General features: G+C 71.4%; 19 protein-coding genes, 1 pseudogene and 1 riboswitch. Of the genes and pseudogenes, 10 read left to right on the top strand and 10 right to left on the bottom strand.

Annotation, left to right across the window (positions count from 1 at the left end):
* Positions 1–38 precede the first annotated feature (38 nt).
* The gene (locus ACWCQ1_RS06990) at positions 39–95 is read right to left on the bottom strand and encodes a trp operon leader peptide (RefSeq protein ID WP_071528813.1); all 57 of its coding nucleotides are present in this window, start codon (positions 93–95) and stop codon (positions 39–41) included.
* Positions 96–191: 96 nt separating this feature from the next.
* Between ACWCQ1_RS06990 and ACWCQ1_RS06985 the strand changes: the two genes are divergently transcribed.
* Positions 192–1,544, top strand: a complete 1,353-nt coding sequence (locus ACWCQ1_RS06985; protein ID WP_133042878.1) for a class II 3-deoxy-7-phosphoheptulonate synthase — start codon at positions 192–194, stop codon at positions 1,542–1,544.
* A 134-nt stretch (positions 1,545–1,678) separates the two neighbouring features.
* A complete protein-coding gene (locus ACWCQ1_RS06980; RefSeq protein ID WP_358595249.1) occupies positions 1,679–1,921 on the top strand; it encodes a (2Fe-2S)-binding protein in 243 nt (80 codons plus the stop codon).
* A gap of 1 nt (position 1,922) precedes the next feature.
* Here the strand turns inward: ACWCQ1_RS06980 and bfr are convergent, their stop codons facing one another.
* Positions 1,923–2,402 carry a bacterioferritin gene (gene bfr / locus ACWCQ1_RS06975; RefSeq protein WP_133042876.1) on the bottom strand — a complete coding sequence of 160 codons (480 nt, stop codon included), beginning with the start codon at positions 2,400–2,402 and terminating at the stop codon, positions 1,923–1,925.
* Positions 2,403–2,577: 175 nt separating this feature from the next.
* Here bfr and ACWCQ1_RS06970 point away from each other — a divergent pair, with 175 nt between their 5' ends.
* Positions 2,578–3,225 (top strand): sulfite oxidase-like oxidoreductase, encoded by a 648-nt coding sequence (locus ACWCQ1_RS06970; RefSeq protein WP_133042875.1) that lies wholly within the window; start codon positions 2,578–2,580, stop codon positions 3,223–3,225.
* A 12-nt stretch (positions 3,226–3,237) separates the two neighbouring features.
* On the opposite strand, the pseudogene ACWCQ1_RS06965 reads toward ACWCQ1_RS06970, so the two are convergent.
* Positions 3,238–3,402 (bottom strand): annotated as a pseudogene (locus ACWCQ1_RS06965) (DUF4396 domain-containing protein); the annotation flags it as partial.
* Between the two features lie 67 nt (positions 3,403–3,469).
* Between ACWCQ1_RS06965 and ACWCQ1_RS06960 the strand changes: the two are divergent.
* Positions 3,470–3,745: a hypothetical protein gene (locus ACWCQ1_RS06960; protein ID WP_133042874.1), complete on the top strand. Its 276-nt coding sequence runs from the start codon at positions 3,470–3,472 to the stop codon at positions 3,743–3,745.
* Positions 3,746–3,760: 15 nt separating this feature from the next.
* Here the strand turns inward: ACWCQ1_RS06960 and ACWCQ1_RS06955 are convergent, their stop codons facing one another.
* The 5 genes from ACWCQ1_RS06955 to thiO all read right to left on the bottom strand — a co-directional run bounded on the left by ACWCQ1_RS06955 (position 3,761) and on the right by thiO (position 8,870).
* Positions 3,761–4,639 (bottom strand): deoxyribonuclease IV, encoded by an 879-nt coding sequence (locus ACWCQ1_RS06955; RefSeq protein WP_451026007.1) that lies wholly within the window; start codon positions 4,637–4,639, stop codon positions 3,761–3,763.
* Positions 4,640–4,673: 34 nt separating this feature from the next.
* Positions 4,674–6,602, bottom strand: coding sequence for a Stk1 family PASTA domain-containing Ser/Thr kinase (gene pknB, locus ACWCQ1_RS06950; RefSeq protein WP_451026006.1), 1,929 nt, complete (start codon positions 6,600–6,602; stop codon positions 4,674–4,676).
* Positions 6,603–6,720: 118 nt separating this feature from the next.
* Positions 6,721–7,515 carry a thiazole synthase gene (locus tag ACWCQ1_RS06945; protein WP_358595241.1) on the bottom strand — a complete coding sequence of 265 codons (795 nt, stop codon included), beginning with the start codon at positions 7,513–7,515 and terminating at the stop codon, positions 6,721–6,723.
* A 3-nt stretch (positions 7,516–7,518) separates the two neighbouring features.
* Positions 7,519–7,719 (bottom strand): sulfur carrier protein ThiS, encoded by a 201-nt coding sequence (thiS, locus tag ACWCQ1_RS06940; protein WP_208781596.1) that lies wholly within the window; start codon positions 7,717–7,719, stop codon positions 7,519–7,521.
* Positions 7,716–8,870, bottom strand: a complete 1,155-nt coding sequence (gene thiO / locus ACWCQ1_RS06935; RefSeq protein ID WP_451026005.1) for a glycine oxidase ThiO — start codon at positions 8,868–8,870, stop codon at positions 7,716–7,718. Before thiO ends, thiS begins: the two co-directional genes overlap by 4 nt.
* Positions 8,868–8,979: riboswitch (TPP riboswitch) on the bottom strand. Its footprint overlaps the gene before it by 3 nt.
* 53 nt (positions 8,980–9,032) lie before the next feature.
* Here thiO and ACWCQ1_RS06930 point away from each other — a divergent pair.
* The 6 genes from ACWCQ1_RS06930 to ACWCQ1_RS06905 all read left to right on the top strand — a co-directional run bounded on the left by ACWCQ1_RS06930 (position 9,033) and on the right by ACWCQ1_RS06905 (position 13,975).
* Positions 9,033–9,383 carry a hypothetical protein gene (locus tag ACWCQ1_RS06930; protein WP_133042869.1) on the top strand — a complete coding sequence of 117 codons (351 nt, stop codon included), beginning with the start codon at positions 9,033–9,035 and terminating at the stop codon, positions 9,381–9,383.
* A 31-nt stretch (positions 9,384–9,414) separates the two neighbouring features.
* A complete protein-coding gene (locus ACWCQ1_RS06925; protein ID WP_451026004.1) occupies positions 9,415–10,644 on the top strand; it encodes an NAD(P)/FAD-dependent oxidoreductase in 1,230 nt (409 codons plus the stop codon).
* A 64-nt stretch (positions 10,645–10,708) separates the two neighbouring features.
* Complete coding sequence (locus tag ACWCQ1_RS06920) at positions 10,709–11,080, top strand: Rv2175c family DNA-binding protein (RefSeq protein WP_133042867.1); 372 nt, start codon at positions 10,709–10,711, stop codon at positions 11,078–11,080.
* A gap of 154 nt (positions 11,081–11,234) precedes the next feature.
* Positions 11,235–11,891: a thiamine phosphate synthase gene (gene thiE / locus ACWCQ1_RS06915; RefSeq protein ID WP_451026003.1), complete on the top strand. Its 657-nt coding sequence runs from the start codon at positions 11,235–11,237 to the stop codon at positions 11,889–11,891.
* A gap of 108 nt (positions 11,892–11,999) precedes the next feature.
* Positions 12,000–12,923 (top strand): methylenetetrahydrofolate reductase [NAD(P)H], encoded by a 924-nt coding sequence (metF, locus tag ACWCQ1_RS06910; RefSeq protein WP_451026002.1) that lies wholly within the window; start codon positions 12,000–12,002, stop codon positions 12,921–12,923.
* Positions 12,924–12,979: 56 nt separating this feature from the next.
* Positions 12,980–13,975: an SCO2102 family sporulation regulator gene (locus ACWCQ1_RS06905; protein ID WP_358595228.1), complete on the top strand. Its 996-nt coding sequence runs from the start codon at positions 12,980–12,982 to the stop codon at positions 13,973–13,975.
* A gap of 27 nt (positions 13,976–14,002) precedes the next feature.
* Here ACWCQ1_RS06905 and ACWCQ1_RS06900 read toward each other — a convergent pair whose 3' ends face one another.
* Together ACWCQ1_RS06900 and ACWCQ1_RS06895 are read right to left on the bottom strand one after the other, a co-directional pair.
* The gene (locus tag ACWCQ1_RS06900; protein WP_451026001.1) at positions 14,003–15,481 is read right to left on the bottom strand and encodes a phytoene desaturase family protein; all 1,479 of its coding nucleotides are present in this window, start codon (positions 15,479–15,481) and stop codon (positions 14,003–14,005) included.
* A 30-nt stretch (positions 15,482–15,511) separates the two neighbouring features.
* Positions 15,512–16,129, bottom strand: a complete 618-nt coding sequence (locus ACWCQ1_RS06895; RefSeq protein ID WP_358595222.1) for a DUF4126 domain-containing protein — start codon at positions 16,127–16,129, stop codon at positions 15,512–15,514.
* Between the last annotated feature and the right edge of the window lie 117 nt (positions 16,130–16,246).

Below are 16,246 nucleotides of genomic sequence, written 5' to 3'. Positions count from 1 at the left end.
CCCTCGGGCGGCCTTCGCGAAGTCTTGCGTACGCGCAGTCAGTGGGCCGCCGGATGAGCGGTCCACCACCAGTTCTGGGTCGAATGCGCGAACATGCGACGCACCCTACCCCATGTCCGCTCCTCGTACCCCGTGTCTCATTTGCTGGGCATGGCACGGGAGCCATGACACGACCCCGTAATGTTGAGGTCGTGACCGTGAACGCTAAGTCCAGCGCGAGTGCTGGCAACACCTGGCGAGATCTGCCCGCGGCGCAGCAGCCCGAGTACCCCGACCTTGAGGCTCTGCGCGCAGTCGTTGCGGACCTCGAGTCGTATCCGCCGCTCGTCTTCGCGGGCGAGTGCGACCAGCTGCGCGCCCGGATGGCGGCCGTCGCCAAGGGAGAGGCGTTCCTCCTCCAGGGCGGCGACTGCGCCGAGGCCTTCGACGCGGTGTCCGCCGACCACATCCGCAACAAGCTCAAGACCCTGCTGCAGATGGGTGCCGTACTGACGTACGCCGCCTCGGTGCCGGTCGTGAAGGTCGGCCGGATCGCCGGCCAGTACTCCAAGCCCCGCTCCAAGCCCACCGAGACCCGCGACGGCGTGACGCTGCCCACCTACCGCGGCGACTCCGTCAACGGCTTCGACTTCACCGAGGCCGCCCGCATCCCGGACCCGGAGCGGCTGAAGCGGATGTACCACGCGTCGGCCTCGACGCTGAACCTGGTGCGCGCCTTCACCACCGGCGGCTACGCCGACCTGCGCCAGGTGCACGCCTGGAACCAGGACTTCGTGAAGTCGTCCCCCTCCGGCCAGCGCTACGAGCAGCTCGCCCGGGAGATCGACAACGCGCTGAACTTCATGCGGGCCTGCGGCACCGACCCGGAGGAGTTCAAGACGGTCGAGTTCTACTCCTCGCACGAGGCGCTGCTGCTGGACTACGAGTCGGCGCTCACCCGCGTCGACTCCCGCACCGGACATCTGTACGACGTCTCCGCGCACATGGTGTGGATCGGCGAGCGCACCCGGCAGCTGGACCACGCGCACATCGAGTTCGCGTCGAGGATCCGCAACCCGATCGGCATCAAGCTCGGCCCGACGACGACGGCCGAGGACGCGCTGCAGTACATCGAGCGTCTCGACCCCGACCGTGAGCCCGGCCGGCTGACCTTCATCGTGCGCATGGGCGCCGACAAGGTCCGCGACAAGCTGCCCGAGCTGGTCGAGAAGGTCACCGCCTCGGGCGCGACCGTGGCCTGGGTGACCGACCCGATGCACGGCAACACCTTCGAGGCGGCCTCCGGGCACAAGACCCGCCGCTTCGACGACGTGCTGGACGAGGTCAAGGGCTTCTTCGAGGTCCACAAGGGTCTCGGCACCCACCCGGGCGGCATCCACGTGGAGCTCACCGGCGACGACGTCACGGAGTGCGTGGGCGGCGGCGACGAGATCTTCGTCGACGACCTGCACCAGCGCTACGAGACGGCCTGTGACCCCCGGCTGAACCGTAGCCAGTCGCTGGACCTGGCGTTCCTCGTCGCCGAGATGTACAGGGACCAGTGACGGGAGCGCCTGTTACCGGGACATGAAGTGGGGCGCGGATCACATACGATCCGCGCCCCGCCCCACTTTTGGGGTACTCGGACGGCGGGTAAGGTTAGGTTCACCTAATCGTTCTTGGTGGGAGGTGAGTCCGCGTGTACGTGTGCAGCTGCTTCGGCGTGACCGAGGCGCAGGTCAAGCAGCACGCGGACGACGGCGCCTGCACGCCCCGCCAGATAGCCTCCGCCTGCAAGGCCGGCACGGACTGCGGTTCGTGCGTCCGCCGTATCCAGGCGATCCTCGGCCGTGGCGCCTGTCCGCGCCCAGAGACGGCGGACCAGGGCCGACCGGTGCTCACGGCCGTCGCGGACCTCGACGTCCTCGACGAAGCGGCCTAGCTCAGCTCTCCGGCTGCTCGATCAGCTGCGCGATGTAAAGGGCCTCGCCGAGTTTCTCCACCAGTTCCAGCTGGGTGTCGAGATAGTCGATGTGGTGCTCCTCGTCCTCGAGGATCGACTCGAAGATGTTCGCGGACGTGATGTCGCCCTTGTCGCGCATCACCTTGATGCCGCGCCGCAGGCGGTCGATCGCCTCGACCTCGATCTGCCGGTCCGCCTCGAACATCTCCTTGACGGTCTGTCCCACGCGCACATGGAAGAGCCGCTGGTAGTTCGGGAGTCCCTCCAGGAAGAGGATCCGGTCGGTGAGCACTTCGGCGTGCTTCATCTCGTCGAACGACTCATGGCGGGTGTACTTCGCGAGCTTCGTCCAGCCGAAGTTCTCCTGCATCTTCGCGTGCAGGAAGTACTGGTTGATCGCGGTCAGCTCGCCGGTGAGCTGCTCGTTGAGGAATTCGATGACCTCGGGGTCGCCCTGCATCGCAGAGGCTCCTTCCAACCGGGGGGAACTGGCAGGTTGGGCCGCATGATTGCACCGGCAACGATGATCGTCCAGTAAGTCTTCACTTAGTGAGTAAGTGCATGCTTGGTCGCAGTTGCCCGTTTTTGGGCGGGGCCGGTCGGGTGCACCCTTCGCGGTCTGTCAGGATGGAGTCATGGGTCAGCCGGTGGAGCGTGGTTCGGGAGCGCGCGAGTCAGGAGCAGCAGGTCAGCCCGAGCTTCCGCCGGGACAGCGGCTGCAGCGCGGCTGGCCGGTCACGCATTATGGGCCCGTCCCCAAGTTCCGCCCGGAGCGCTGGGAGTTCCGGGTCTTCGGCGCCACGGCGGACGGCGAGAAGCGCTGCTGGACCCACGAGGAGTTCACGGCGCTGCCGTACACCAGCGTCGTCGCCGATCTGCACTGCGTCACGAAGTTCAGCATGCTCGGTGCCGAATGGGGCGGGATCCCGGCCCGTACGGTCCTGGATCTGGCCCCGCCCGCGCCGACCGTCACCCATGTGATGGTGTGGGCGGAGTACGGCTTCAGCTCCAACCTCCGCCTCGCGGACTTCGCCTCGGACCGCACCCTCTTCGCCACCCACAAGGACGGCGAACTCCTCACCGCCGAACACGGCTTCCCGCTGCGCCTGGTGGTTCCCCACCTCTACGCCTGGAAGGGCCCCAAGTGGGTGCGCGGCGTGGAGTACATGACCGCCGACCGCCGGGGCTTCTGGGAGGAGCGCGGCTACCACAACATCGGCGACCCCTGGAAGGAACAGCGTTACTCCTACCAGGAGGAGCCCGGGGAGGGCCCCGAGCTCTGACTCCGGTACGCCTCAGTGGTACTGGTGCACCACCGCGTGTCCCTCGCCGCGGCCGATCATCCACTTGTTGACCGGCGTGGTCACCAGGAAGGCGATCACCAGTGAGATCGCCAGCGAGCCCCAGAACAGCAGATCTCCGAGTTCGGCGTCCATCGCGTCCGGCGACAGCGCGATCACCCTCCGTCGCGCCGGTCGGCCCGGTAAGCTCGTTGGGCTATTACGACAAGCGTGCAAGGAGCCTTCCATGGCCGTCTTCAACGTGATCTTCTCGGAGGCAGCGGCACGAGTCCGCGACAGTCTTCCGGACGACCGCCTTGAGGTGCTTCAGCGCGGACTCGCCATACTGGCCACGGATCCTCGCAGCAAGATCTCCGCGGCCATCTCCGGTGACGAGAACACCCGGTCGCTCGCGCTGACCCGCACCATGGCGGTGGAGTACGTGATCAGTGACGGTCTGCTGATCGTCCTGGTGGTCCACCTCGTCGACACGTCCCACGTCCTGTTCGAGACCGAGGACTGACCCCGGACCCCGGTGTCAGCCGTCGCGGAGTTTCTTCAGCCGCTCCACGTCCGCCGCGTGCCCCTCCTTGCCGCCGGGGGTCTCGATGACCAGCGGGACGCCCTCGGTCGCGGGGTGTCTCATCAGGGCGCGGAAGGGGTCCTCGCCGATGTGACCGGCGCCGATGTTCTCGTGGCGGTCCTTGTGCGCGCCGGCGACGTCCTTTGAGTCATTGGCGTGGATCAGCTTCAGACGGCCCTCGCCGACCGTGTCCACCAGCAGGTCGAGCGTCTGGTGCATACCGCTCGGCCCGGTCAGGTCGTGCCCGGCCGCGAAGATGTGACAGGTGTCCAGGCAGACCCCGAGCCTCGGGTGGGCGTCCAGCGCCTCGAAATACGGCCCGAAGTCCCAGGTCCGGGAGCAGAGTGAGGCGCCCTGCCCGGCCGTCGACTCCAGCAGCAGGAAGGGGTCGTCGTCGTGCGTCAGCTCGTCCAGCAGCGGCAGCATGTGCTCGCGCACCTGCTTCAGGGCCACGGCACGCTCCCGCCCGCCGGTCGCGCTGCCGGTGTGCACGACCACGCCGAGCGCCCCGATCTCCCGTCCCCGGCGCAGGGAGTGCCGCAGCGACTCCACCGACTTCTCCACCGTCGCCTCGGTGTGCGAACCGAAGTTGATCAGGTACGGCGCGTGCACGTACGCCGGGATCGACTCGGCCGCGCACACCGCCCTGAACTGCTCGTCCTGACGGGGATTGCCGGCGGGCGTGGCCCAGCCGCGCGGGTTGGCGACGAAGACCTGCACGGTCTCGGCCTTCAGGTCGTGCGCGTAGGACAGGCCGACGGAGTGGAGTCCGCCGGCCACCGGGACATGGCCGCCGACGGGGTTGCGGGAGGGGAAGGAGGACTGGCTCTTCACCCGTTCAGGGTGTCATGCGCGTGCCCGTGCTCCGTCACCGGATCTTGATGGTGATCGTCGACCCCTTCGGCGCCGTCCGGCCGCCCTCCACCGACTGGTCCTTGACCGTGTCGCCGAACAGACCGAGCAGGCCGCGGTCCTCCTCGACCTTGAAGCCCTTGTCCTCCAGCGCCTTCTTCGCGTCGTCCACGCTGTCGCCCGTGACGTCCGGGACCTCGACCATCTCCGGGCCCTTGGACAGCGTCAGCGTCACCGTGTCGCCGTAGGCGGCCTGGCTGTCGCCCTGCGGTGTCTGCGCGGCCACCTGGCCCTTGTCGAACTCCGAGTTGATCTGCCGGCTGGCGACCTGGACCTTCAGGCCCGCCCCCTGCAGATCGGACCGGGCCTCCTCCAGGCTCTCCCCGGTGACGTCGGGGACGTCGACCGGGCTGCCCTTGCTGACGGTCAGCGCGATCGCCGCGCCCGCGTGCCGCTTCGTGCCCGCGGCCGGATCCGTGGAGACCACGAAGCCCTTGGGGACGTCGTCGCTGAACGTCCGGTTGACCATGCCCGGCTCCAGCCCGTCCCGCTTCAGCAGGGACTGTGCCTTGTCCAGCCGGTAGCCCGCGAGATCGGGCACCTTCACGGTCTCCGGGCCGTCCGAGACGGTGATGGACACGACCCCGTTGTCACGGATGCGGGTGCCGGGCTCCGGGTCCGAGCTGATGACCGTGCCCCGTTTCACCGTGTCGCTGTAGGCGTGCTCGACCTTCCCCAGGTCCAGCCCGGCGTGGCTCAGCTGCCGCTCCGCCTGCGCCCGGGTCTTGGCCAGCACCGGCGGGACCTTCGTGAACTGGCCGGAGTTGATGTACCACACGCCCGTGCCGACCCCGAGGATCAGCAGGACGGCCACGACGATGGCCAGCGGCCCGCGCCGGCTCCGCGCGCCCCGGCGGGGCGGCAGCGGCGGAGGGCTCTCCAGCCGGCTGGTGCGGTGCAGCTCTGGCCCCGTGCCGTCGCCGCCGACGGGCATCGGGTGCGGCGTCGTCAGCGCGCGCGGGATGACGCTCGTACGGTCCTCGGAGATGTCCCGGTGCTCCGCCGCCAGCGCCCGCGGCGGCATCGCGTCCAGCTGGTCGGCGCCGAGCCCGGCACGCGCCTCACGGGCCAGCGCGAGCAGCGCCACCGCGTCGTACGGACGCACGTCGGCCGTTCGCGCGGTGGCCGCGGTGACCAGCTCGTCCAGCTCGTACGGCAGCCCCGGGACCGCCGCCGACGGGGGCGGGACGTCCTCGTGGAGGTGCTTGTAGAGGACCGTGGCGGGGGAGTCCCCGTCGTGCGGGCGGTCGCCGGTCAGCATCTCGTAGAGCACGACACCGCAGGCGTACACGTCGACACGCGGGTCGGCCGTGCCGTGCTCGATCTGCTCCGGCGCCAGGTAGGAGACGGTTCCGAGGACGGCGCCGGTGGTGCTGGTGACCGTGTTCACCGACCGCACCAGTCCGAAGTCGGCGACCTTGACCCGGCCGTCGTCCCCGATGAGCACGTTCTCCGGCTTCATGTCCCGGTGCACGAACCCGGCCCGGTGCGCGGCGCCGAGCGCGGCCAGCACGGGCTCCAGGATGTCCAGGGCGGCGCGCGGCTGCAGCGCCCCGCGCTCGCGCAGTACGTCACGCAGGGTGCACCCGGCGACGTACTCCATGGCGAGATAGACGTACGACCCGTCGGTGCCCTGGTCGAAGACCTGCACCACGTTCGGGTGGGCCAGACGGGCGACCGACTTCGCCTCCCGGATGAACCGCTCGACGAAGGAGCCGTCGGCCGCGAGCGCGGGGTGCATCACCTTCAGCGCGAGCACGCGGTCCAGGCGGGTGTCCAGGGCCCGGTAGACCGTGGCCATCCCGCCGACCGCGATCCGCGCGTCCACGCGGTAGCGCCCGTCGAGCACCTGCCCGACCAGAGGGTCCTGAAGGGTCGTATCCACGCAGGTGAGTGTACGAGCCGTGACGGACAGGGCCGCTGGTTCGGGTGCGATCGGGGCGTTACTGCAGCCGAGCTGTGACGGACCTCGCACCGGCGTCCGGATCCGTTCGAACGTCCGTTCAGAAGGCGGGGCGCTCGGGATCCAGCCGGGCGAGCCCCTCCGCCGGGGAGGACGCCTCGGCGAAGTGCCGGCGCGGAATCCGCCCCGCGAGCCGCGCCAGCCGGCCCGCCTCCACGGAGTGCTTCATCGCCTCGGCCATCAGCTGCGGCTCCTGCGCACGCGTCACCGCCGAGGCGAGCATCACGCCCGCGCACCCCAGCTCCATCGCGAGCGCCGCGTCCGAGGCCGTACCGGCGCCCGCGTCCAGGATCACCGGCACGCGCGCGTGCTCGACGATCAGCTGGAAGTTGTGCGGATTGCGGATGCCGAGCCCGGAGCCGATGGGCGAGCCGAGCGGCATGATCGCCGCGCAGCCGACGTCCTCCAGGCGGCGGGCGAGCACCGGGTCGTCATTGGTGTACGGCAGCACGGTGAACCCGTCGTCGACGAGGGTCTCGGCGGCGTCCAGCAGCTCGATCGAGTCCGGCAGCAGGGTGCGCTCGTCGGCGATCACCTCGAGTTTCACCAGGTCGGTGCCGAGTGCCTCGCGCGCCAGGCGGGCGGTCAGCACGGCCTCTCCGGCGGTGAAGCAGCCCGCCGTGTTCGGCAGCACCTGGATGCCGAGCCGCTCCAGGACGGACAGCACGGAACCGTGCACCGAGGGGTCCACCCGGCGCATCGCGACCGTCGTCAGCTCCGTGCCGGACGCCACCAGCGCCCGCTCGAGCACCTCCAGGCTGGGGGCGCCGCCGGTGCCCATGATCAGGCGGGACGAGAAGGACGTACCGCCGATGACAAGAGGGTCGTCGGCCATGGGTCAGCCTCCTTGGACGGCGGTGAGGACCTCGACGCGGTCTCCCTCGGAGAGGGATGTCGACGGCCACTGCGCGCGCGGGACGACGGTTTCGTTGAGGGCGGCGGCCACGCCGGAGGGCGCCGGGGTGAGGGTCTTCACGACGGTGTCGAGAGCCGTGCCGGGGGCGAACTCGCGCGGCTCCCCGTTGACGGAGACGTTCATACGGGCTGCTCCACGCGCGCGAAGCGCCTCGGGGTGAACGGACGGGCCTCGTCGGGGAGTTCACCGGTGCTCAGCACGTGCGCCATCGCGTCGCCGGTGACCGGCGTGAGCAACACGCCGTTGCGGTAGTGGCCGGTCGCCAGGAGCAGCCCCGGCAGCTGCGTCGGTCCGAGCAGCGGCGCGTTGTCGGGGGAGCCGGGGCGCAGGCCCGCGCGGGTCTCCGTCAGCGGCAGTTCGGTGATGCCGGGGACCAGCTCGTGCGCGTCGCGCAGCAGTTCGTACACGCCGCCCGCGGTGACCGTGGTGTCCCAGCCCAGCTCCTCGCTGGTCGCGCCGACGACCAGCTCGCCGTTCTCGCGCGGCACCAGGTAGACGCTGCTGCCGCGCACCACGGCGCGCACGGTGCGGCTCAGGAACGGCGCGTACCGCTTCGGCACGGTCAGCCGCAGCACCTGTCCCTTCACGGGCCGTACGGGCGGCAGGACGTCGTCGGGTACGCCCGGGAGCCGTCCGCTGAGGCTGCCGGCGGCCAGCACCACCTGGCCCGCGCCCAGCTCGGTGCCGTCGGCCGTGGTGACGCCGGCGGCCCGCTCGCCCACGACCCTCAGGCGCTCGGCCCAGGTGCGGTGGAGGACCACGCCCGCGTGCTCGCACGCGGCCACCAGCGCGCGTGCCAGGCGCCGGGGGTCGATCTGGTGGTCGCCGTCGACCCGGAGCCCCCCGCGCACGCCCGGCGCGAGCATCGGCTCCAGGCGTCGGCACTCGCGCCCGGACAACCACTCGGACTCCAGCCCCGACTGCCGCTGCAGTGCGTGCAGTTCACGCAGGTGGGCGCGGTCGTCGGCGTCCAGGGCGACGGCGAGGGTGCCGCACCGGCGGTAACCGAGGTCCTCCCCGGTGAGCTCGCCGAGCTCGGCCGCGAAGTCCGGGTAACGGCGCGCCGACTCCAGGTTGAGGCCGAGCAGGGTCTGCTCGCCGTAGTGCAGTTCGGTGACGGCGGCCAGCATCCCGGCGGCCACCTGGGCCGCACCGCCGCCCGGCTCCGGGTCCACCACGGCGGTCGCGAGCCCGCGCTGCGCGGCCCGCCAGGCCGTGACCAGACCGATGATCCCGCCCCCGACGACGAGGACGTCTGACGTACGTGACGACATGGGCGCCCAGCCCCTCCCTTCGCCGGCATGACCCGGATCAGGTTCGTACGGTCGGAGGCCGCCAGCCTCCCTCTCAGCCCGGTGCGTCCGGGCTCCCGCGAGTGCTTGTACGGTGGCCACCCTAGCCCGATCCCCGACGCCTCTGTAAGGGAGCCTCCCGCCGTGCCCCGCTCCCTGGACGGCCTCGTCCTCGCCCCCGTCGCCGACCAGGCCCCAGGTCAGGTGGGTACCGGCACCCGCTTCACGTACCACGAGCGGGACGGGGAGATCTGGGCCGAGTACGCGGGCGGCGACGTCGTACGCGGGCATCTGGTGGGTACCCGGTCGGGGGACCGGCTCGACTTCCGGTACGTGCAGCTCCGGAACGACGGGACGACGGCCTCGGGGCACTGCGTGTCCACGGTCGTCGGACTGCCGGACGGCCGGCTGCGGCTGGAGGAGACCTGGGAGTGGGAGTCGCAGCCGGGCCGCGGGACCAGTGTTGTGGAGCAGGTCACTCAGCACGACCGCTGACTGACGGATAGTCAGTGTCTATGGTGATCAGGTGAGCGAGCAGACGACGCAGTCGCAGCGACGGGTGGTCGTGGTCGGCGCGGGCATGGCCGGTGTGCAGACCGCCGTCGCCCTGCGCGAACAGGGCTTCCGGGGCATCGTCACCCTGATCGGTGCCGAGCCCCACCAGCCCTACGACCGCCCGCCGCTGTCGAAGGCCGTCCTGCTCGGCAAGTCGGAGGGCTCCGCCTTCGACGTCGACTTCGAGGCGCTCGGCATCGACCTCCTGCTGGGACGCGAGGCCCTCGGCGTGCGCCCGGACGACCACGAACTGGACACCGAGGCCGGGCCCGTCCCGTACGACGTCCTGGTCCTCGCCACCGGCGCCGAACCCTTCCGGCTGCCGGGCGCGGAGGGCGTGCCCGGCGTGCACCTGCTGCGCACCCTGGACGACGCCGAGCGGCTGCGGCCGGTGCTCGCCCGGCAGCACGACATCGTGGTCGTCGGCGCGGGCTGGATCGGCGCCGAGTTCGCCACGGCCGCGCGCGAGGCCGGCTGCTCGGTGACCGTGGTGGAGGCCGCGGACCGGCCGTTGGCGGGCGCGCTCCCCGCCGAGGTGGCGGCGCCGATGGCCGCCTGGTACGAGGACGCCGGCGCCGTGCTGCGCACCCACGCGCGCGTGGAGCGCGTCGAACCCGGCGAGGTCGTCCTCGACGACGGCTCCCGGCTGCCCGCGGGCGCGGTCGTGGTCGGCATCGGCGCCCGACCCGCCACCGGCTGGCTCACCGGCTCCGGCATCGAACTCGGCGCCCACCGGGAGGTCGTGGCCGACGCGTACCTGCGCACCTCGGCACCGGACGTGCACGCCGTCGGCGACTGCGCCTCCTTCCCCTCGGGCCGGTACGGCGAGCGCCTGCTCGTCCACCACTGGGACAACGCCCTCCAGGGCCCGCGCACGGTCGCCGCGAACATCATCGCCACGGCCACCGGGGCGCCGCCCGCCGTCTACGACCCGGTGCCGTACTTCTGGTCCGAGCAGTTCGGCCGCTTCGTCCAGTACGCCGGCCACCACACCTCCGCAGACGCCACCCTGTGGCGCGGCGACCCCACAGGCCCTTCCTGGTCCGTCTGCTGGCTGCGCGAGACCCGTCTGATCGCCCTGCTGGCCGTGGGCAGGCCCCGCGACCTGGCCCAGGGCCGACGTCTGATCGAGGCGGCCACGCCGATGGACCCCCAGCTCCTCGCCGACCCGACGCGCCCGCTCAAGGCGGCCACGGCCTGATCCGCCACCCTGGTCGGACGGCCCCGACTTCCGACTGTCGGTCCCGGATGGCACGCTTAATCCCGTGACCGAGATTGACGCAAAGATCGATGCTCTCGTCCCCGCCTGGCTCACCCTGCCCGACATCGCCGAGATGCTCGGCGTCGAGGTGACGCGTGTCCGGCAGCTGGTCAAGGAGGGCCAGCTCATCGCCGTACGCCGAGGTGAGAACCGCGCGCTGCACGTCCCCGCCGCCTTCATCGACGGGGCCGAGCAGAAGGTCGTCAAGGGCCTGTCCGGGACCCTGACGCTCCTGCGGGACGACGGCTTCTCCGACGAGGAGATGCTCGAGTGGCTCTTCACCCCCGACGAGAGCCTGCCCGGCACCCCCGCTCAGGCCCTGAGCGAGAACCGCGGCACGGAGGTGAAGCGCCGGGCCCAGGCGCTCGCCGTCTGATCCGAACACGCTGATCATCCGAACACGGTCCGGCGTACGGGCCGGGCCCACCCGGGCCACGGCCGTGGCACCGTGCGGCCAGCGGCAGCCACGCCGCGGGCGCCCGGCCCCGGCCCGTACGCCGCCGACCAGCAACGACACGGGGGACCTTCGTATGTCCATCGCCGCCACCACCGCCCGCGCCCGGCTCGCCGACGCCCGTGTCTACCTGTGCACGGACGCCCGCAGGCGCCAGGGCGACCTCCCCGAGTTCCTGGACGCCGTGCTGGCCGGCGGCGTCGACATCGTCCAGCTGCGCGACAAGGGCATGGAGGCGGCCGAGGAGCTGGAGCACCTGAAGGTCTTCGCCGAGGCCTGCGCCCGGCACGGCCGGCTGCTGGCGGTCAACGACCGCGCGGACGTCGCCCACGCCGCCGCGGCGGACGTCCTCCACCTCGGCCAGGGCGACCTCCCGGTGCCCGCCGCCCGCGCGATCCTCGGCGACGACGTCCTCATCGGCCGCTCCACCCACGCGGAGGCGGAGGCCGAGGCGGCCGCCGTCCAGGACGGCGTCGACTACTTCTGCACCGGCCCCTGCTGGCCCACCCCCACCAAACCCGGCCGTCACGCCCCCGGCCTCGGTCTGGTCCGGCACACCGCCGCCCTCGGCACCGACCGCCCCTGGTTCGCCATCGGCGGGATCGACCTCGGCAACCTCGACGAGGTGCTGGAGGCCGGCGCCCGCCGGGTCGTGGTGGTCCGCGCGATCACCGAGGCGGACGATCCGGGCGCCGCGGCGGCGGAGTTCGCCAAGCGGCTGCGGCAGCAGTAACGGATGCGGTGTCCGCCGGATGTCCAAGGGGTGGACAGCAGGGTGGCAATTCGGGCAAATTCCCGGGACTCGGTTGGGGGACCGCGCCCCCCTGGTTAACCTGCGGGTATGGCCCTCGGAACCGCATCCACCAGGACGGACCGCGCACGCACTGTGCGTGACATGCTCACCACGGGCAGGACGACGTACTCCTTCGAGTTCTCGGCACCCAAGACGCCCAAGGGCGAGCGCAACCTGTGGAGTGCGCTCCGGAGGGTCGAGGCGGTCGCCCCGGACTTCGTCTCCGTGACGTACGGCGCCGGCGGCTCCACCCGCGCGGGCACCGTCAAGGAGACCCAGCAGATCGTCGCGGACACCACCCTCACCCCGGTCGCCCACCTCACCGCGGTCAACCACTCCATCGCCGAACTGCGCAACATCATCGGCCAGTACGCCGACGCCGGGATCCGCAACATCCTCGCCGTGCGCGGCGACCCGCCCGGCGACCCCATGGCCGAGTGGGTGCCGCACCCGCACGGCCTGACCTACGCCGCCGAACTCGTCCAGCTCATCAAGGAGTCGGGCGACTTCTGCGTCGGTGTGGCGGCCTTCCCGGAGATGCACCCGCGCTCCGCCGACTGGGACGCCGACGTGACCCGCTTCGTCGACAAGTGCCGGGCCGGTGCCGACTACGCCATTACACAGATGTTCTTCCAGCCCGAGTCGTATCTGCGGCTGCGCGACCGGGTCGCGACGGCGGGCTGCGAGACCCCGGTCATCCCCGAGGTGATGCCGGTGACGAGTGTGAAGATGCTGGAGCGGTTGCCACAGCTCAGCAACGCTCACATCCCGTCCGCCCTGAAAGAGCGGATCCTCACAGCAAAAGACGATCCGGCCGCTGTACGCTCCATTGGGATCGAATTCGCCACGGAGTTCTGCGCGCGGCTGCTCGCCGAGGGAGTGCCCGGACTGCACTTCATCACGCTCAACAACTCCACGGCATCGCTGGAAATCTACGAGAACCTGGGCCTGCACCACCCCCCGCAGGCCTAGACCGGCCGCACGGGTATACGACACACTGCGTAGCGGTCACTGGGAGAGGGGCGTACATGGGCTGGACGGTCCTCTACATCGCGTTCGGCATCGTCGCGCTGTGGCTGCTGGGTGAGGTGCTGCTGCAGTACAAGGCGCGCCTGCGCTGGCGGCTGCTCGCGTTCGTCGGCTTCCTCGGCGTGGTCGCCGGGGTGCTGATGGGCTCGGTGGTCGTCATCGGCCTGGGCGCGGCCGCGTTCGCGGTCGGCCAGACGTACGTCACCCTGTCCTTCCGCCGTGGCTTCTCGGCCGGCTGGGCGGTCAAGCGCCCCGAGGGCGAGGGCGATCCGCTCGGCGTCACCAGCAAGCGCCGCCGCGGCAAGGCGGACCGCGAGAACCCGGCCCTGGAGGTCTCCGACCTCGAGTCGGCCTCCGCGGACGCCGGGTACGGCGAGGAGCGTCCCTACGCCCAGGACGGCGCGTCCTTCGGCGGGGACGACGACTACGACCGCGACGACGTCTTCACCCCCGCGCGTTCCTCCCAGCCCACGGCCGCCGAGTCCACCATGGTGTACGAGCCGCAGCCCCTGGAGGAGGACACCGGCTCCTACGGCATATACGGCGGCGACTCCTCCGGCTACCCCGCGGGCGACCCGTCCTACGCGAACGCCGCCCAGTCCCAGGAGCAGTACGCGACGGCCGCCCAGGGCGCCGACCAGACCTACGGATACGACTACTCCGGCTACACCCAGCAGCAGTACGGCTACGACGCGAGTGGCCAGCAGCAGTACGCGGCCTACTCCGACCCGTACATCGGCACCCAGACCTACGGCGGCGGCTACGACGCCTCGTACGGCCAGTACGGCCAGCAGGGTTACACGCAGGACCAGTACGGCACCGGCACGTACGGCACCGAGACCCCCTCCGGCGGGGTGTGGGTCCCGCAGCAGCGCACGGACGAGACGTACGGCGGCGAGCTCCCGCAGGAGCAGCAGTACCCCTACCAGGGTGACGGCCAGGGCCAGAACCAGGGGCACGGCAACGGCTACGACGAGCAGCAGTACCGTTACTGAGCTTTCGTCAGCCCTGGACCGGAGCGCTCACTGAGACCCCCGGAACTCCGGCCCCTCCACGATCAGCCCGGCCACGAGCGCACCCGACATCCCGGCATGGGCGAGCCCACCACCGGGGTGCGACCAGCCGCCGGCGCGGTACAGACCGGGCAGCCGCGTGGTGTTCGCCGGGTGCAGGAACCGGCCCTGTCCGGCGGCGAGCGACGGAGCGGTGATGCCCTCGCCGGTGCCGACCGCCCGGTCGTGCGGTGTCCGCACCTCGCGCCACAGAACGCGTTCGCGCAGCCCGGGTATGACGGTCGCCGCCGCTTCGACCAGCAGGTCGGCCCACGCGGTGTGCGGTTGGGCGGGAAGCACCGCGCAGACCACCACCGACTCGTGCTCCCCGTCCGGGCGCAGGGCGGGGTCGTCGGGTCGCAGCACGGTCACCGTGGGGGTGACCGCTTCAGGGGAGGCGGAGCCCAGGGCGTCCAACTCGGCGCCGCGGTCGGGTGCGTGCACCACCGTGCGATGCGCCGCACCGCCGTCCCGCGCACCGCGCAGCGCCAGCAGGACGGTGAAGCGTCCGACTCGCGCGGGAGCGCCCTCGGGACGCACGTCGCCCTCCGCGTCCAGCGGATGCCCCGTCAGCCCCCGGAGGGTTTCCGGGTGGACGCCCGCGACGACGAAGTCCGCGTCCTCCACCGTCCCGTCGGCCAGCTCCACTCCCGTCGCCCGGCCGTCCTTCTCCACGATCCGGACGATCTCGGCGTCGAAGACGAACTCCACCCGTCGCTGCACGCACCGCTCGTACACCGCGCGCGCCAACTCCCGTACACCACCGCGGACATACCAGGTGCCGAAGGCGTGCTCCATGTACGGCAGCACCGCCGCGCTCGCCGGAGCCGTCCGCGGGTCGAGCCCGTACGCGAGGGCGTGAGTGTCCAGCAGGGCCGCCAGCCGCTCGTCCCGCAGCTCCCACGCACCGATCTCCGCCAGGGTGGACGCCCGGCGGGTCCGCAGCAGCTTCTTGTGCGGTAGCGCCGGATACGGCTCGCGTTCCGCCAGCACCTGCCAGTTCGGCCACAGGGGCTCCTCCAGCAGCGGTCTGCGCGTGCGGTCCCAGGCCTCCCGGGCCCGCACCAGGAAGTCGCCCCAGCGCTGCCCGGTCCCGGCGCCCAGCGCCTCGTCCAGGGCCGCGACCACGCCCGCGCGCGAGGCGTTCGGCAGGGACACCTGCGTGCCGTCCGCGAACACATGCCGTGACGACGGATCGACCTGGACCAGCTCGACGCGGTCCTCCAGCGGCTCCTTGCCCGTCTTGAGGAACAGATCGCGGTACACGGCGGGCAGCGTCAGCAGCCCGGGCCCGGTGTCGAAACCGAACCCGTCCCGCTCGAACCGGCGCACCGCACCGCCGTACGTCTCCGCACGCTCGTACACCGTCACCCGGTGGCCCGCCACGGCCAGTCGGGCGGCGGCCGCCATCGCGCCCATCCCGGCGCCGATCACCGCAATCCGTCCCATGCCCGCGACTTTAGCGATCGCCACTGACAGTCACCGAACCGGAGGCGCCCCCGGCTGGGAGGCGAGCCGGCGCTCCGCCCGCCGCTCGGCCCTGCGGCGCAGGAAGCGGCGGATCCGGGAGACCAGGAAGACCAGCACCACGAGCCCGGTCAGCAGCAGGACGCCCGCGATGACGGCCGCCGCGACCGGATGGAACATCGCGAACGAGACGATCCCGGCGACGCCGAGGTCCTCGGCCAGGCTGAGGACGATGTTGCTGAACGGCTCCGGCGAGGTGTTGACCGCCATCCTGGTCCCCGCCTTGACGGTGTGGCTGGCCAGCGCCGTCGAACCGCCGATCAGCCCGGCGACCACGTCGTTGAGGGAACCGCTGTGCCCGGCGAGCAGCGCCCCGACCCAGGCGCCCGCGACCGGCCGGACCACCGTGTGCACGGAGTCCCACACCGAGTCGACGTACGGGATCTTGTCGGCGACCGCCTCGCACAGGAACAGCAGGCCCGCCGCGACGAGGACCTCGGGGCGCTGCAGGGCCGCGGGGACGTCGTCGCTCACCCCGGTGGCGCCGAACACGCCGAGCAGCAGGACCACGGCGTAGGCGTTGATGCCGCTGGCCCAGCCGCTGGTGAAGACCAAAGGGAGTACGGACACGGGGGCGATCGTAGCCAGTGGGTGACCCGGCGTCGTGGGGGTGAGCGCGCAGGGCTGAGTATCCGTACCTAGTGACTGAGATGAGTACGCGCGCGGATGGGGCCCGACCTGCGCGAA

The sequence above is a fragment of the Streptomyces sp. NPDC002144 genome, assembly GCF_053593695.1.
This window is presented reverse-complemented; position numbering and strand designations above follow the sequence as displayed.

Bases quoted from the DNA above. Each gene is read 5' to 3' on its own strand.
- bfr (WP_133042876.1), bottom strand. From the start codon at position 2,402: ATGCAGGGCGACCCCGAGGTCATCGAATTCCTCAACGAGCAGCTCACC.
- ACWCQ1_RS06970 (WP_133042875.1), top strand. From the start codon at position 2,578: ATGGGTCAGCCGGTGGAGCGTGGTTCGGGAGCGCGCGAGTCAGGAGCA.
- ACWCQ1_RS06960 (WP_133042874.1), top strand. From the start codon at position 3,470: ATGGCCGTCTTCAACGTGATCTTCTCGGAGGCAGCGGCACGAGTCCGC.
- ACWCQ1_RS06945 (WP_358595241.1), bottom strand. From the start codon at position 7,515: ATGGCCGACGACCCTCTTGTCATCGGCGGTACGTCCTTCTCGTCCCGC.
- thiS (WP_208781596.1), bottom strand. From the start codon at position 7,719: ATGAACGTCTCCGTCAACGGGGAGCCGCGCGAGTTCGCCCCCGGCACG.
- thiO (WP_451026005.1), bottom strand. From the start codon at position 8,870: ATGTCGTCACGTACGTCAGACGTCCTCGTCGTCGGGGGCGGGATCATC.
- thiE (WP_451026003.1), top strand. From the start codon at position 11,235: ATGTCCATCGCCGCCACCACCGCCCGCGCCCGGCTCGCCGACGCCCGT.
- metF (WP_451026002.1), top strand. From the start codon at position 12,000: ATGGCCCTCGGAACCGCATCCACCAGGACGGACCGCGCACGCACTGTG.
- ACWCQ1_RS06905 (WP_358595228.1), top strand. From the start codon at position 12,980: ATGGGCTGGACGGTCCTCTACATCGCGTTCGGCATCGTCGCGCTGTGG.
- ACWCQ1_RS06900 (WP_451026001.1), bottom strand. From the start codon at position 15,481: ATGGGACGGATTGCGGTGATCGGCGCCGGGATGGGCGCGATGGCGGCC.